At 32.0% G+C, this 14,704-nt stretch carries 13 protein-coding genes; 12 read left to right on the top strand and 1 reads right to left on the bottom strand.

The annotated features are described in order from the left end of the window. Positions 1-12 precede the first annotated feature (12 nt). The 3 genes from AB8U03_RS03885 to AB8U03_RS03875 are packed head-to-tail and all read left to right on the top strand — an operon-like array spanning position 13 to position 2,065. On the top strand, positions 13-210 hold the full coding sequence (locus AB8U03_RS03885) for a hypothetical protein (RefSeq protein ID WP_369703235.1): 198 nt from the start codon (positions 13-15) through the stop codon (positions 208-210). Positions 211-247: 37 nt separating this feature from the next. Next, entirely contained in the window at positions 248-1,009 is a 762-nt protein-coding gene (locus tag AB8U03_RS03880; RefSeq protein ID WP_369703234.1) for a spore coat protein, read from the top strand. A gap of 30 nt (positions 1,010-1,039) precedes the next feature. Continuing rightward, the gene (locus tag AB8U03_RS03875; protein WP_369703233.1) at positions 1,040-2,065 is read left to right on the top strand and encodes a CotS family spore coat protein; all 1,026 of its coding nucleotides are present in this window, start codon (positions 1,040-1,042) and stop codon (positions 2,063-2,065) included. 60 nt (positions 2,066-2,125) lie between these two features. On the opposite strand, the gene AB8U03_RS03870 is transcribed toward AB8U03_RS03875, so the two are convergent. Continuing rightward, positions 2,126-3,253: a glycosyltransferase family 4 protein gene (locus AB8U03_RS03870; RefSeq protein ID WP_369703232.1), complete on the bottom strand. Its 1,128-nt coding sequence runs from the start codon at positions 3,251-3,253 to the stop codon at positions 2,126-2,128. A gap of 113 nt (positions 3,254-3,366) precedes the next feature. On the opposite strand from AB8U03_RS03870, the gene AB8U03_RS03865 reads away from it, so the two are divergent. The 9 genes from AB8U03_RS03865 to AB8U03_RS03825 all read left to right on the top strand — a co-directional run bounded on the left by AB8U03_RS03865 (position 3,367) and on the right by AB8U03_RS03825 (position 14,651). Further along, positions 3,367-4,368 (top strand): CotS family spore coat protein, encoded by a 1,002-nt coding sequence (locus AB8U03_RS03865; protein WP_369703231.1) that lies wholly within the window; start codon positions 3,367-3,369, stop codon positions 4,366-4,368. Between the two features lie 131 nt (positions 4,369-4,499). Next, positions 4,500-5,387, top strand: a complete 888-nt coding sequence (yabG, locus tag AB8U03_RS03860) for a sporulation peptidase YabG (protein ID WP_369703230.1) — start codon at positions 4,500-4,502, stop codon at positions 5,385-5,387. Between the two features lie 205 nt (positions 5,388-5,592). Next, positions 5,593-5,829: a Veg family protein gene (locus AB8U03_RS03855; RefSeq protein ID WP_369703229.1), complete on the top strand. Its 237-nt coding sequence runs from the start codon at positions 5,593-5,595 to the stop codon at positions 5,827-5,829. A 370-nt stretch (positions 5,830-6,199) separates the two neighbouring features. Further along, a complete protein-coding gene (locus AB8U03_RS03850; RefSeq protein ID WP_369703228.1) occupies positions 6,200-7,753 on the top strand; it encodes a DUF3794 and LysM peptidoglycan-binding domain-containing protein in 1,554 nt (517 codons plus the stop codon). Positions 7,754-8,039: 286 nt separating this feature from the next. Beyond that, the gene (locus tag AB8U03_RS03845; RefSeq protein ID WP_369703227.1) at positions 8,040-8,846 is read left to right on the top strand and encodes a cyanophycinase; all 807 of its coding nucleotides are present in this window, start codon (positions 8,040-8,042) and stop codon (positions 8,844-8,846) included. 271 nt (positions 8,847-9,117) lie between these two features. Beyond that, positions 9,118-11,742, top strand: a complete 2,625-nt coding sequence (gene cphA, locus AB8U03_RS03840) for a cyanophycin synthetase (protein WP_369703226.1) — start codon at positions 9,118-9,120, stop codon at positions 11,740-11,742. A gap of 253 nt (positions 11,743-11,995) precedes the next feature. Next, entirely contained in the window at positions 11,996-12,838 is an 843-nt protein-coding gene (ispE, locus tag AB8U03_RS03835; RefSeq protein ID WP_369703225.1) for a 4-(cytidine 5'-diphospho)-2-C-methyl-D-erythritol kinase, read from the top strand. Between the two features lie 146 nt (positions 12,839-12,984). Then, on the top strand, positions 12,985-13,179 hold the full coding sequence (locus AB8U03_RS03830) for a CLC_0170 family protein (RefSeq protein ID WP_369703224.1): 195 nt from the start codon (positions 12,985-12,987) through the stop codon (positions 13,177-13,179). A 14-nt stretch (positions 13,180-13,193) separates the two neighbouring features. Next, positions 13,194-14,651, top strand: a complete 1,458-nt coding sequence (locus AB8U03_RS03825; RefSeq protein ID WP_369703223.1) for a spore germination protein — start codon at positions 13,194-13,196, stop codon at positions 14,649-14,651. Positions 14,652-14,704: the final 53 nt, after the last annotated feature.

Genomic DNA, 14,704 nt, shown 5'->3' with positions numbered 1-14,704 from the left:
AGGAATAAACCTATGTCACATAAAAGATCACATTCTCAAAAGACAGGAGAACTTGAAAGTACTGATTTAGGTTACTATGAAAATAAGGCAGAAAGTTTGAAAAAAACTGTTAAACAATTGGAGAAAATGAACAAGAGGAAAAAAGAAGTTATGAAACTTGAAAAAAAGAAAAGACGTATATTGAGGGAAATGAAAAAAGTTCACAAATAAAATCGGGACAAAAGTAAAATTACGAGGTGATTTGAGAGTGTACTGCCACAATATTGAGTCATATTTTGTAAGATACTTAGAATCAAAAGGGATATTTTTAGTAAAGGAATTTAAAGACAAGGTCAAATATAAAGATTTAACTCTGAATAAAATAAAAGATCAAATATGTATAATAAGTGAATTTCATAAAAGAACTTTAGGATATACCGGTGTTATGAATAAGAGATTAGATAATAACATAGGTAGAACAGTAGAACAGTATAAGATTTATAATAGAAGGTTTAAAAAGGATTTAGATGTAATAGAAAATTTAAAAAGTAAAAGTGGTTTTCAGGAAAAGATAAGTCATGTGGGAAGAAAATATTTGACAAGATCAGAAAAGTGTGTTGACAATTTATATAAAAACCATTATATAGAGTTGATAGTTAGAAGTATGAACAGAATTGAAATGTGTCTTAGAGATACCTGTTTTGACAACTTGAGAAAGGATAATAATATAGAAGTAATGGATGTAAAAGGCTGCTGTTATAATATGGTGGAAATGGATGCGGTATATTTTTTAAACAGGTTAAAAAGAAAAGGTGTGGATATTGATTTTATTCACACCGCTGCTGACTTTTGTAAGTGTGAATCTTTAAATGACAATAGCGTACAATTTATATTATCCATGTTATCTTATCCCTACGAATTTATGAAATGTTACAGCAGGTATAAATATCATACTAAAAATTGGGATGAGGAGGAATACCTAAGTAAGTTAAATAAGGCTATGAATGAAGATGGAGATAGTCTGATTTAAATTATATCAGGTGATAAAGGAGGTCTTCAATTGGTAGATAGATATGGGGAAAAAAAATATTTAGCTAAATATGATCTATGCGTAGAGCTTTTTGATAGATTCGATTTGGAAATAAATGATATTGTACCTATAAGAAATGTATATATGGTTTCTACAAATAAAGGGGAAAAGATATTAAAGAAGGTAGAGTACACTTTAGATGAGCTAAAATTTATTTATGAAATTTTAACTTATGTAAGAAATAAATTTCCCAGGGTAGTTAATTTCCTAAAGAATAAGAAAGGTGACATATATACAATTTGGAAAGGTGATATGTATTGCATAATGGATATGGTTCAAGGAAAAGAATGTAATTTTAGTAATCCTGTAGATTTGGATATTGCATCTGAAGGATTGGGAGAATTCCATCTTGCTTCGGAAGGATTTAAAAGCAGCATGAATAATAAATATAATAATGGAAGACTTATTGATGTTTTTAAAAGAAGAGTTCAGGAAATGGAGTTTTTTAGAAGTATAGCAAACATACATGAGAAGAAGACGGAATTTGATGAGATATTTATAGATAATTCAAGATATTATATAAAAGAGATAAAAAAAAGTGAAAGGTTGCTGGAAAAGTCCTGTTATTATAAGCTTTGCAGCGAAGAGGACAAAATAGTGGTATGTCATCATGATTTAGCTTATCATAATATAATGATAAATGACAATAAAGCTTATTTTTTAGATTTTGATTATGCCATTATAGATCTTAAGGTACATGATTTGTGTAATTTTATAAATAAAGTTATTAAAAATTTTGCCTTCGACATGGAAAAAACCAAATCAATAATAGAGGGGTACTGTAATAAAAATACTTTAAGTGATAGGGAACTTGAAGTATTATATGCCATGCTAAATTTCCCCAATGACTTTTATACTATATCAAAAGATTATTATACTAAAAGAAAGGATTGGGAAGAGGAAGTGTTTTTGGATAGATTAAAGAGAAAAACAAGATATAAAGAGGATAGAATGGAGTTTTTAGAAGAATTCAAGAATACAATCTTAAATAATTAAAATATGATACCCTTGAAATAAGCAGTATATTTATTTCAAGGGCATGTGTATTTCATGGGATCATTTTTTCCCTATGATTTTATTATATATGGTTATGGTGTCATTAGCTGTTTTTTTCCAACTTAATTGGGAGATTCTCTGAATGCCAGAGGATATAAGTTTCTTTTTAAGATTATCATCTGATAGTACATTTAGCATGGCCTCGCATAATTTATTTTGATCTTCAGGATCTATGAGAAGAGCCCCGTCACCGACAACTTCAGGAAGAGAAGTGGTATCTGAAGTTATTACAGGAATTCCACAGGCCATAGCTTCTATGGGAGGCAGACCAAATCCCTCATAGAAAGAGGGATATACGAATAATTTAGCAGCGTTATATATAAATGGAAGGTGTTCCATGGATATAAAACCAGGAAATATAACTTTGTCAGATATATTTAGTGTTTCAGTGCGCTCCTTGTACGTACTGTATGATTTCCCCTTTGTACCTGCTATTACAAGTTTTATAGGTTTTTTGTACAATGATATCAATCTATTAAAGCTTTCAATTAAACCCAATATATTTTTCCTGGGACTAAATCCACCAACATAAAGTATATAATCCCCAGTTATAGAATAATATCTTTTAGCTATATATTTACTTATGTTTTTATCTAAAGGCTTATATATTTCTTCGCTGGCTAAATGAGTAACATATATTTTATCTTCAGGAAAATTAAAAGCTTTCATTATGTCCTTTTTGGAGAAATCTGAAACTGTAATTATTCCATCACATTTAGGTATTATTTCAGGAATGTACTCTGAAAAAATTTTTAAATATCTGCTGCTTACAGTTCCAGGCATTTTATAGGGAATTACATCATGAAGAGTTATAACAAATTTACAATCTTTATCCATGGGAAGTCCCACACCGTTTTGTGGTACGTGATATAATTCTATTTTGTTATATTTTATTTTGTTAGGTATATTTATTTCCTCCCAAAAGCTAGTTTTATTTTGCGGAGAAATAGTGTTTAAAGTAAAATTTTTTTTTAGACATATATCATTTCTGAAGCTTTTCGGCATGAAAAGCAAATAACTATTTATATTATCAATATTATTTAAACAGTTTATAAGCTGGTAAGTATAAGTGCCTATGCCAGTACCTCTATACAATTTTGCGGCACGACCATCAATTCCTATTTTCATAGAATTATTCCTCTCTAAATTGGTATATTTTATTATATTAAAATCCAGTTAAAAATGTTAATATTCTTCTAAAATAACTTAGCTGTTCATATAGATATATAGGGGTGATTAACATGATGCGAGAATTTGAAATAGAAAGACAATTTGATGTAAAAATTGAAAATATAAGGCCAAACAGGGGAGTATATCTTTTGAAAACTAATAAAGGAATGAAGTGTTTAAAGAAGGTAAATTACGGAACCCAAAAACTTTTATTTGTTTATGGAGCTAAGGAACATTTAATAAATAATGGATTCCCATATGTAGATAAATATTATGTTAATATAGATGGAAATCCTTATGCTCTTGTGAATGAAGATATTTATACCCTCTCAGAGTGGATTAACGGTAGGGAGTGTGATTTTAAAAACAAAGAGGATGTTATAAGTGCTTCTAAGTGCTTGGCAAACATGCACATAGCTTCTAAAGGATATGAGCCGCCTGAAAACAGCAAGCTTAAGACGGATCTTGGGAGATGGCATCATCTTATGGAAAAGCGAGTTAAGGCTCTGGATAAGATGAGAGACATGGGCAGAAAAAAAAGCAATAAGGAAAGTTTCGATTTGAATTATATGAAAGTTATTCAATTTTATAAGGATTTTGGAAGAAAAGCTATTGAAGTACTAAGGGATTCCAAATATGATGAATTATGTGATATAACAAAAGAGGAAAAAGGATTTTGTCATCATGATTTTACATATCACAACATAGTGATAGATAATGACAATAATGTAAATGTAATAGACTTTGATTATTGTAAAAGGGAAGTAAGAAGCTACGATATATCATCTTTTATGATTAAGGTTTTGAAAAGATCAGATTGGAATATAGAAAATGCTAAACTTATACTTGATTCTTATAATGAGGTAAGTCCGCTTAAAGAAGAAGAATATAGGGTGATATTTGCCTTTTTGCTATTTCCTCAACGATTTTGGAGACTGGCAAATAGATATTATTATAATGAAGTTAATTGGCAATTGAATACCTTTAATAATAAGTTGGAGGAATTGATTTCTGAGCAGAAAAAATATATTGATTTTATTGAAGAATTTAAAAATATTTATAACCAAAAATAGATTTAAATTAAAAAGTTCAGGCCTATGTGGATTATTAAATTAAATCCAGTATAGGTCTTATTTTTTGCACTTAAAAAAGAACAAAGTCATATATATATATCATGACTTTTTATATATGGGGATGTTAGATTATGAAAATAGGTGATGTGGTAGTAAGAAAATCATATGATAGAGATATAACTTTTAAAATAATAGATATAAAGGAAGAAAGAAGCGGCAATATTTATATTTTAAAGGGAATAAATTTAAGATTAATTGCAGATTCCACAGAGGAAGATTTGGAGAGTGTGGAGGGGCAGTCTCTTACGAGAGATGAAAAGATATTTAATAAACAGGTTAATAAATCAATTAGAAATATTTTAATTAGCAGGGGAGGTTTCAGGCATGAAGGGGGAGCGGTGCAAGAATATAACATAACGAAGTTTGCATCCCATGATTCTAAAAATGAATTGGCCTTTGGAAGACCAGGAAAGATACTTCATGTAGATGGTGATCCAGAGTATTTGGATGTATGTCTTAAAGTATATAAGCAGCTTTTATTGGATGTAGTAGGTGCAAATATATCTGAAAAGGATCAACCAGTAAAGGTAGTAGAATTGGTAAAAAAAATAAAACCGGACATAATTGTAATTACAGGGCATGATTCCATAGTAAAAGGTGCCACGGATTATATGAACTTAGATAATTATAAAAATTCCAAATATTTTGTTGAAACAGTATCAGAACTTAGAAATTATGAATCTAATTATGATGATCTGGTAATATTTGCAGGAGCCTGTCAATCTTGTTATGAAAGAATTTTGGATTCGGGTGCTAATTATGCCAGTTCGCCAAGTAGAGTACTTATACATTGTTTAGATCCTGTATTTTTATGCGAAAAAATAGCATATACCAATATAGAAAAGGTTGTGTCTATTCAGGAAGCCATAAGAAATACTATAACCAGGACTAATGGAATTGGAGGATTACAAACCAGGGGAAAGTACAGGGAGGGATTCCCAAAGTCACCGTATGTATAAAAACTATAAAAGTTGTAAATATTATTGTATATATGAGTGACTTGAAGAAATAGTAATATATATAGTATAAATAAAACTATGCGGGCCTTGTTTACAAAAAATTAATATTGACAAAATAAATTATTAACTATATACTAGATAGTTTGGTTGACATAATTAACCTTATGATGTATAATATAAGATGTAGAGAGAGGGTGTTTAGAGAATGGAAGGAGTAAATGTATTAGCTTCTATAAGAAAGAATATTGAAAATCATGTAGGAGATAAGGTAACTTTAAAGGCAAATGGTGGTAGGAGAAAAGTTTTTGTAAATAAAGGAATAATAGAAAAGGCTTATCCCAGCATATTTGTAATTAGGTTGGAAAGTGACACCCAAAGGAAAGTGACTTACAGCTATTCAGATGTTTTAACAAAGACAGTTCAATTAGTTTTTTCAGTATAAATTGATATTTAGTTCTTTAAGTATCTATTAATTATCCTATAAGTTCATTAGTTGGTTTTTATAAAATATAATGATTTTAAAATAGTATGTCAAATAATAATTAAAATAATTATCATTTCATGTACTATTTTTTGTTGCAAATTTATAGGGTAAGAAGAAAGATGGTAAGCTTCCATCTTTCAACTATGGTATAAAAGGGTATTGAGAATTTATGAGAGGTTATATGGTTAACAACCAATTTAATATTACGTCAAAATTCTGCAAATGTCAATATTAATAGACATTATAAAAATTATCAAAAACATTGGCATATTTTTTATCTTTAATTTGTATAAATAAATAGTAGGTTTTTATGGGGGAGGTAATAAATATGAGCATAGATTTTGTTAAAGAAAATATAGAATGTGAACAGCTGATGGCTGAAAATTTTTCTGATACCGTAATAAAAGCAGAATATATAATACCGGATACTAATCCAGACGTTAACCATATTTTAATTCTCAATGCAAAGCCAAGCATAACCAACAAGGAAGTAATGCAGGATAAGGTGTTTGTAGAGGGAAAGGTGGAATACACCATACTTTATTTGGCCAAGGAAGATGAAAACATGGGCATTTATAGTGTGAGCTATGCTGGTGATTTTTCAAATTATGTTGAGATACCAGGGGCACAGCATATTATGCTTTGTGATGCTGACTGTTATGTGGAACATATGAATTGTGCGGTAGCCAATGAAAGAAAGGTATCTATTGAAGGGATCATAAAATTAAAGGCAGAAGTATATAAAAAGTATGAATTTGAAGTTATAAAGGATGTAGAAAACTCTGGAGACATACAGATGTTAAAAAACCCTGATACTATAGATAAAATAGTGGGAACAGTATCCGGGGATTTAGTTGCAAAAACTGAAATTCAGATACCTGTGGATAAACCGCAGATAGGTAGTATATTGGAATGTAACGTAAATGTTCACAAAAAAAATGTAAAGGTATTGGAAGGACAGATATCTATAGAGGCATATGTGCTTATAGGTGTGCTTTACAGGGGAAAAGATACAAGAGACATAGAATATATAGAGGAAGATGTTTATGTAAATAAGGAAGTCCCGTTAGATGGAGTAATTCCATCCATGGACAGTTATACTGATTTTTATGTAGATGAAATGGAAAGAGGCATAAGGGAAGATGATCTAGGTGAAAGCAGAACAATCGAAATGGAAGTATTGATAAAATCCAATACTAAAGTGATGTACAAAGAGGATATGGATATAATAGAAGATGCTTATTCTCCCTCTTCACTTATGCAAATGGACAAAAAAGATTATGAATTAAACGTAATGCATGGGCAAAATACCACTCAAAGTATGATTAAATCCAATATAGAATTAGAGGGCAATTCTAAACCTAAAGAAGTGATTATGTGTTATGGAGAAGTTTGTATAACAGATAAAAAAATAGTAGAGGATAAAGTTGTTGTGGAGGGAATTTTAAGTGTCAAGGTCTTATATAAAAATTTGGCAGATGAAATAAACAAGGCCAGCGATGAGATACCTTTTAATTGCAGTATAGACGTACCTGAGACTAAAATTGACATGCAGTGCATAGCAAAGGTGGCCCTGGAAAGCATACAGGGAGATATAGAGATAGATACCATAGCTGTAAAGGCGGTAGTAGAAGCCTATGCAAGAGTAAATTATATTACTCATAAGGAGTTTCTGGTAAACATAGATTCCGCAGAAGGGGAATTCCCTGCTAAAAAGGCCAGCTTAACCATATATGTGATTCAACAGGACGATACACTCTGGAAAATAGCCAAGAAATATTATACAACCGTAGATGATCTAGTAAAATTGAATAATATAGAAGATCCGGAAGTCATAAAAGTGGGAGAAAAACTTATCATACCAGGAAGAGCTCTAATATAAGCAGAGAGCCCAAATCTTCGATTTGGTGCGAATCGCTTACTCACTCGACCAAAGGGAGAAGGAGCTACCTAAATTAGAACCCCAATCTTTGATTTGGCGTGAATTGGTTAAGCAGACATACAAAATCTATGGTTTTGATATGGTGTCTTATTCTTTGAGCACTCATTTGACGGAAGGAGGAGCTTCAGATTAACTTCAGTAATAAACTGCTGAAGTTTTTGTTTTGCGCATAATAATTGAGAATATGGAAAAAATATAAGATATCCGCAGGAGAGGGTGTATAGTATTGAAAGAAAAATCAGAAAAAAATTTAATAATAATAGGAGGAGCGGAAGACAAAACCGGTGAAAAAAAGATATTGAAAGAAGTCTGCAGTAGACTGGAAAAACAAGAGGATACACTTGTTATCGCAACTATTGCATCTGAAATGCCGGAGGAACTTGGAGATGAATATAAAAAGATATTTCAGGAATTGGGTATAAAAAACATAAAAATATTGACCATACGAAATAGAAAAGATGCTTTTGATGTAAATAATATAGCCATTATAGAAAATAGTGCACTGGTGTTTTTTACAGGGGGAGATCAGCTCAGAATAACAAGCCTTATAGGAGGTACTCCGCTGTATTCAAAGATTCAAGAATTATACAAAAAAGGATGCACTTTTGTTGGAACCTCTGCAGGAGCTTCCGTTATGAGCGATACTATGATAATAACAGGTCCCGATGAGGAATCCCCTAAAAAGTGTACTTTAAAAATGGCACCGGGACTGGGACTTATAAAGGGTGTGATTATTGATCAACATTTTGCACAAAGGGGAAGAATAGGAAGAATTCTTGTAGGAATAGCAGAAAATCCACAGAGTCTGGGCATTGGAATAGATGAAGATACAGCCATTATGGTTAAAGACAGTGATGAATTTACAGTAATGGGCTCAGGAGCAGTTTATGTAATAGATGGTTCCAATATAACTTACAGCAATGTATCAGAACAGTACCCTGAGGAAATACTGTCCATATTTAATGTGAGATTACATGTGCTTAAATATGGAGATAAATTTAATTTGATAAATAAAATGCCTTATAACAATTGAAGAAGTTTGATTTGGTAATTCGTATATAAAAACAATTAAAAATCAAAAAAAGGGTCAAATAGATATAAGGGAGGAGTCGGAGAAAACCGTTAAATCAGTGAATAGCATAAGAAATAGATGCTGATATACCGTTAGTTAAACGGGATTTTAAGCCCCTGGAGTACCAGGCCAAATGAAAGTAGCGTATAGCAAAATCAGATACTATGAATGGGGAAGTAAACACAATGTCTGTAGAATTGAAGTGTTTACGTAACGGGCAGTATACACAAAAATGAAGATAGATGATTTTAGAGTTTTTGAAGGAAGAAATATATTTGCTCATAAAAAATGTATAAAAATGTCTGTGGATTTGGAAGGATACAGTGAGATCCCAACTAAGGAGATAGATGGATTTAATGAAAGGTTGTTAACAACCATACCTGAATTAAACGAGCATAGGTGTGGAATCGATGAAAAACATGGATTTAAAAAGAGGTTGGAAGAGGGAACTTATCTGGCCCATGTTTGTGAACACATTATACTTGCAATTCAAAATAACCTGGGGATTGATGTATGTTATGGAAAGGCAAGAGAAGTAGAAGGAGACAAATATTATGTAATATATGAATATTCATATAAAAATACAGCACTGGAAGTTGGTAGAATAGCCGTGAATTTAGTAAATTCGCTGATAAAAGGGGTAAATTATAAATTTGATGAGGCTATGATAAAACTAAGGGAGATTTTAAAGACAGAACAAATCGGTCCCAGTACCTTATCCATAATATCAGAAGCCAAGAAAAGAGGGATACCTGTAACTAGGATTGGAAGTAATAGTGTATTTCAATTGGGATACGGAAAATGCAGTAAAATTATAGAGGCAACTATATCCTGTAATACACGAGCTACAGCTGTAGATATAGCCTGTGATAAGATATTGACTAAGGAAATGTTGAAGAATCAATGTTTACCTGTAGCAGAAGGTGGCAAGGTGGAAAGCCTAAAAGAATTATCCATCCTCACTGATGAAATAGGATACCCTATAGTTTTAAAACCATGTTTTGGGAATCAGGGCAAAGGTGTATTTGTGAATATAAAAAATCAGACAGAAGCAGTAAACGCTTATAAAATATTGTCGAAAAAATTCAGCAGCATAATGTTGGAAAAGAATATAATTGGGAAAGATTTTAGAGTGTGTGTGGTAAATGGCAAGGTAGTAGCTGCCGCCGAAAGAATACCGCCTTATGTTGTAGGAGACGGAATAAAAACTATAGCTCAATTAATAGAAAATGTGAATATGGATAGTATGAGGGGTGAAGGTCATGAAAAGCCTTTAACTAAAATAAAAATAGATGATGAGCTAAAAGCTTGTATACTTAAAGGTAATTATAAATTGGATAGTGTTTTGGCTAAAGATAAAAAGTTGGTTATAAGAGAAAATGGGAATTTATCTACAGGAGGAACAGCCATAGATTGTACTGATCTAATCTGTAAAGAAAATATAGATATCTGTGAAAGGGCAGCGGTTGCAATTGGATTGGATATCTGCGGAATAGATATATGTTGTATGGACATAGGTAAATCCATATTTGAAACCGGAGGGGCCATAATAGAAGTAAATGCGGCACCGGGTATTAGAATGCACCAGCATACCAATCAAGGCAAAAAAAGAAATGTAGCTGGAGCCATAGTAGATATGTTGTTTCACAGGTCTGAATCCATACCTATAGTTTCGGTCACTGGAACAAATGGCAAAACCACCACCACCAGGCTTATCGCACATATATTGAGTAAATCTGGATATAAGGTTGGCATGACCGTTACAGGAGGAATATATATAGACAATAAGTGTATATGTAAAGGAGACACTACAGGTTATTATAGTGCCAGAACTATTTTAAGCAATAAGAATGTAGAAGCGGCAGTGCTGGAAACTGCAAGAGGAGGAATAATAAAAAAGGGTCTTGCTTATGATCTGGCAGATGTGGCGGTAATAACCAATATAACTGAGGATCATTTAGGTATAGATGGAATAGATACAATGAAAGACCTGGCTTACGTGAAGTCCCTGGTTGGAGAAGCTGTAAATGAAAAAGGATATGTGGTTTTAAATGCGGATGATTCAGTAAGCCAAAGCATAGTCAATAGAATGAAAGGTTCTATAATTATGTTCTCAAAAGATAAAGACAATGAAGCTCTCAGAAAGAATATAAACGGGGGAGGATGTGGAATATATATTGATGATCACATTATGTATTTTGAAAAGCAAGGTGCAATAGTCCCCATAATAAAAATAGAGGATATAAGGATATCTTTAGAAGGAAAGCTGACCTATAATATAGAAAATGCTATGGCTGCCTGTGGAGCTGCAATTGGGCTTGATATAGCTTATTCCGTTATAAAAGACGGACTGAAAAGTTTTTATGGCGATGCGTCTTTTAATCCTGGACGATTTAATATTTATAATTTAAATGGGATAAATGTTATTTTGGATTATGGTCACAATATAGAAGGGTATAAAGCGGTTATAAAAGGTGTTAAAAAATTAAAATATAAAAGATTGGTGGGAATCATCGGTGTCCCTGGAGATAGAACTGACAATAGTGTTGAAAAGATAGGACAAATTTCAGGAAACAGTTTTGATTATATCTATATAAAAGAGGATAAGGATAGAAGAGGTAGAAAACCTGGAGAAATAGCATCAATTCTTAAAGATGGTATAATGAAAACTAATTTTGATATAAAAAAAGTAGAAACTATATTTGATGAAGAAATTGCACTGGAGAGAGCAATAAATAATGGAAAGCAGGGAGACTTGATAATAATATTTTTTGAGAAAATGAATCCTTTGGTAAAATTGATAAATAAAAAATTGAAAGATGAAAACAGAAGCGTGGGGCATGTAGCCATGGTATAAAGCAATTCTTGGGTTCAGGTGGAATTTGTTTATAAGGAATGGCTTTTCGTATCTGAGAACTTTAGAAGAACTTATCCGGGGCGTAGCAGTGCCTATCCTAGCAATGATAGCCTTCGAATAAAAGTGAAGCTATACTTTAAATAGGTAAAATTGGCAATTAGGGAATTTTAAAAGTATAGCTTTAATTCTAAAATAGTATTATACTGTTTTAGAATTAATAAATTAAACAGTTTTGGAGGTAGTAACAATTAAGATGTTGGTAAAAGCTTATGCCAAGATAAATCTTTCTTTAGATGTAGTGGGAAAAAGAGAAGATGGATACCATCTTTTAAAAATGATAATGCAGACTATAGACTTATATGATGTTTTAAAAATGCATAAAATTAAAAATGGAATACATATAGACTGTAATAAAAAATATTTGCCTTGTGACAATAGAAATCTAGCTTATAAAGCAGCAGAGCTATTTATGCATAAATACAATATAAAAGACGGAATTAGCATAAACATAGTTAAGAATATACCTGCAGCAGCAGGACTTGCAGGAGGAAGTGCAGATGCTGCAGCTGTATTGAAAGCTATGAGAGATATGTATGTTCCTGAGATACATAACAGTGAATTAATTAAAATGGGATTGGATATAGGTGCAGATGTTCCTTATTGTATAATAGGGGGCACTGCCCTATGTGAGGGGATAGGGGAAATAGTAACTCCTCTTATCCCATTTAGAAATCATATATTGATATTGATTAAACCATTTTTTGGAGTTAGTACTAAAGAGGTATATAAAAATTTGGATATAAATAAAGTGGTAAGACATCCTAATACGAAGTTGTTAATAGATGCTATCCGTAGGAATAAATTGTCAGTGTTAAGTAAAAACATGAAAAATGTTCTTGAAAATGTGACTTTGAGGAAGCACTTCATATTGAGGGAAGTAAAAAGAGAATTAATTGACTTTGGAGCTTTAGGAGCACTGATGAGTGGAAGCGGTCCAAGCATATTTGCCTTTTTTGATGATATGTTAAAAGCACAAATATGTTATGATAAGATGAAAATTAAATATAAAGAGACCTTTATAACTAGAACTATATGAAATAAAATCCCCCATTTAATTAAATGGGGGATTTTATTTTGTTAGGGAATTCAAATATATAGCTTTATGAATAAATAGATCACAATAAGTAGAAAATAATTTAGAGTTATTCTAAATTAAGTGAGAAATGGAAAGAGGGAAAATATGTGAATGTAGTTCACCTATTCAATAAATATTTTTTTATACTTATGGCAATCCAGGGAGTTTTTTTAACTTTTATTGACTCAAAAAAATTTGAGAGGGATAAACTAAAAAAAACTGCTCTAAAATCTAAAATAATGGGTATATTCTTTTTAATATTTTCAAGCCTGCTATATGCCTTTTCAATTTATTCTTTTTGAAGGAAGTGATGTATATGAAGGAAGAGGTGAAGAATTCTATATCCTCTAGGGTTGATGAAAATATAAAATATTTGAAAGAACTGTTCGAGGACAATTCAGATGTAGTTTTTAGAGAATTTTATATAGGGGAAGTTAAATCTGCAATAGTGTATATAGACGGCATGGGGGATAAAATGATCCTGGATGATTTACTAAGGGGCCTTATGACCAGGGGCAGGTATATAAGGCAAGTAAGCTGGATAAAAGATAGATTGATAACCGTATCCGATATGAAAGAATTGATTGATTTAAAAAAGGGAGTGGACTTGGTTTTATCCGGTGAAACATTGATGTTTGTGGAGGGACTGGAAAGTTTTTATGTACTTGCAACTAGAGCATGGCCCGTAAGAGGAGTATCTGAGCCTTCAGGAGAAACGGTTCTAAGAGGAGCCAGGGATGGTTTTACAGAAACTTTAAGATTTAATACGGCCTTGATAAGAAGGAGAATAAGGGATACTAGGCTTAGAATTGTACCGAAGCCCCTGGGGGTAAGATCTAAAACTGATGTAGTAGTAATGTACATAAAGGACATAGTGAATAAGGAAGCGCTGAAAGAACTTATGGAAAGATTAGATGGCATAAAAATAGATGCCATTTTAGACAGCGGGTATGTAGAGCAACTTATAGAAGACAACAAATGGTCATTCTTTCCACAAGTCCAGAGCACTGAAAGGCCTGATGTAGTTGCATCCGCATTGTATGAAGGAAGAATTGCAATAGTAGTGGATAATTCCCCTTTTGCAATTATAGTTCCTACTACTATGGCAAATTTATTCCAGTCACCAGATGATTACTACCAAAGATGGATATATAGTTCAACAATAAGAATAATAAGATTTATGTCTATAATTATTACACTAATAATGCCTGCATTTTACGTTGCTGTTACTTCTTTTCATACGGGAATAATACCTACAAAGCTGGCGTATTTTATTGCAGCTTCAAGAGAAGGAGTGCCTTTCCCAGCCTTCATGGAAGCTATAATTATGGAACTAAGCTTTGCACTGCTTTTGGAGTCTGTAGCCAGGCTGCCCAAATCCATAGGTGCAACCACTGGAATAGTAGGAGGGTTAATTATAGGTCAAGCAGCAGTTCAAGCTGGTATAGTAAGCCCCATAATGATAATAATAGTATCTGTTACTGCTATAACGAGTTTTACTACCCCTAACTATGAGATGACTTCTGCATTTAGGTTAATTAGATTTTTACTAATAATTGCATCAGCTATAGCAGGACTTTATGGAATTATGATTGGACTCGTATTTACTTTAGTGCACTTAGTGAGACTGAAGAGTTTTGGAGTATCTTATTTATCACCTATGGTGAATGAAAACAGTAATGATTTTAAAGACATGTATTTTAGGGCTCCTATTAGCTTTTTAAGGAAGAGACCAAAATATATGAATACTGGAGATAAAATAAGACAAAGATAGTTAAATCAGACAACGGTTATTGATAATTAACCTGTATTTTTAATGCTGAACTA

The organism is Clostridium moutaii (assembly GCF_041205085.1).
In the GTDB taxonomy this organism is placed as follows: domain Bacteria; phylum Bacillota; class Clostridia; order Clostridiales; family Clostridiaceae; genus Clostridium_B; species Clostridium_B moutaii.
This window is presented reverse-complemented; position numbering and strand designations above follow the sequence as displayed.

Bases quoted from the DNA above. Each gene is read 5' to 3' on its own strand.
- AB8U03_RS03865 (WP_369703231.1), top strand. From the start codon at position 3,367: ATGATGCGAGAATTTGAAATAGAAAGACAATTTGATGTAAAAATTGAA.
- AB8U03_RS03850 (WP_369703228.1), top strand. From the start codon at position 6,200: ATGAGCATAGATTTTGTTAAAGAAAATATAGAATGTGAACAGCTGATG.
- AB8U03_RS03855 (WP_369703229.1), top strand. From the start codon at position 5,593: ATGGAAGGAGTAAATGTATTAGCTTCTATAAGAAAGAATATTGAAAAT.
- AB8U03_RS03870 (WP_369703232.1), bottom strand. From the start codon at position 3,253: ATGAAAATAGGAATTGATGGTCGTGCCGCAAAATTGTATAGAGGTACT.
- ispE (WP_369703225.1), top strand. From the start codon at position 11,996: ATGTTGGTAAAAGCTTATGCCAAGATAAATCTTTCTTTAGATGTAGTG.
- AB8U03_RS03825 (WP_369703223.1), top strand. From the start codon at position 13,194: ATGAAGGAAGAGGTGAAGAATTCTATATCCTCTAGGGTTGATGAAAAT.
- cphA (WP_369703226.1), top strand. From the start codon at position 9,118: ATGAAGATAGATGATTTTAGAGTTTTTGAAGGAAGAAATATATTTGCT.
- yabG (WP_369703230.1), top strand. From the start codon at position 4,500: ATGAAAATAGGTGATGTGGTAGTAAGAAAATCATATGATAGAGATATA.
- AB8U03_RS03885 (WP_369703235.1), top strand. From the start codon at position 13: ATGTCACATAAAAGATCACATTCTCAAAAGACAGGAGAACTTGAAAGT.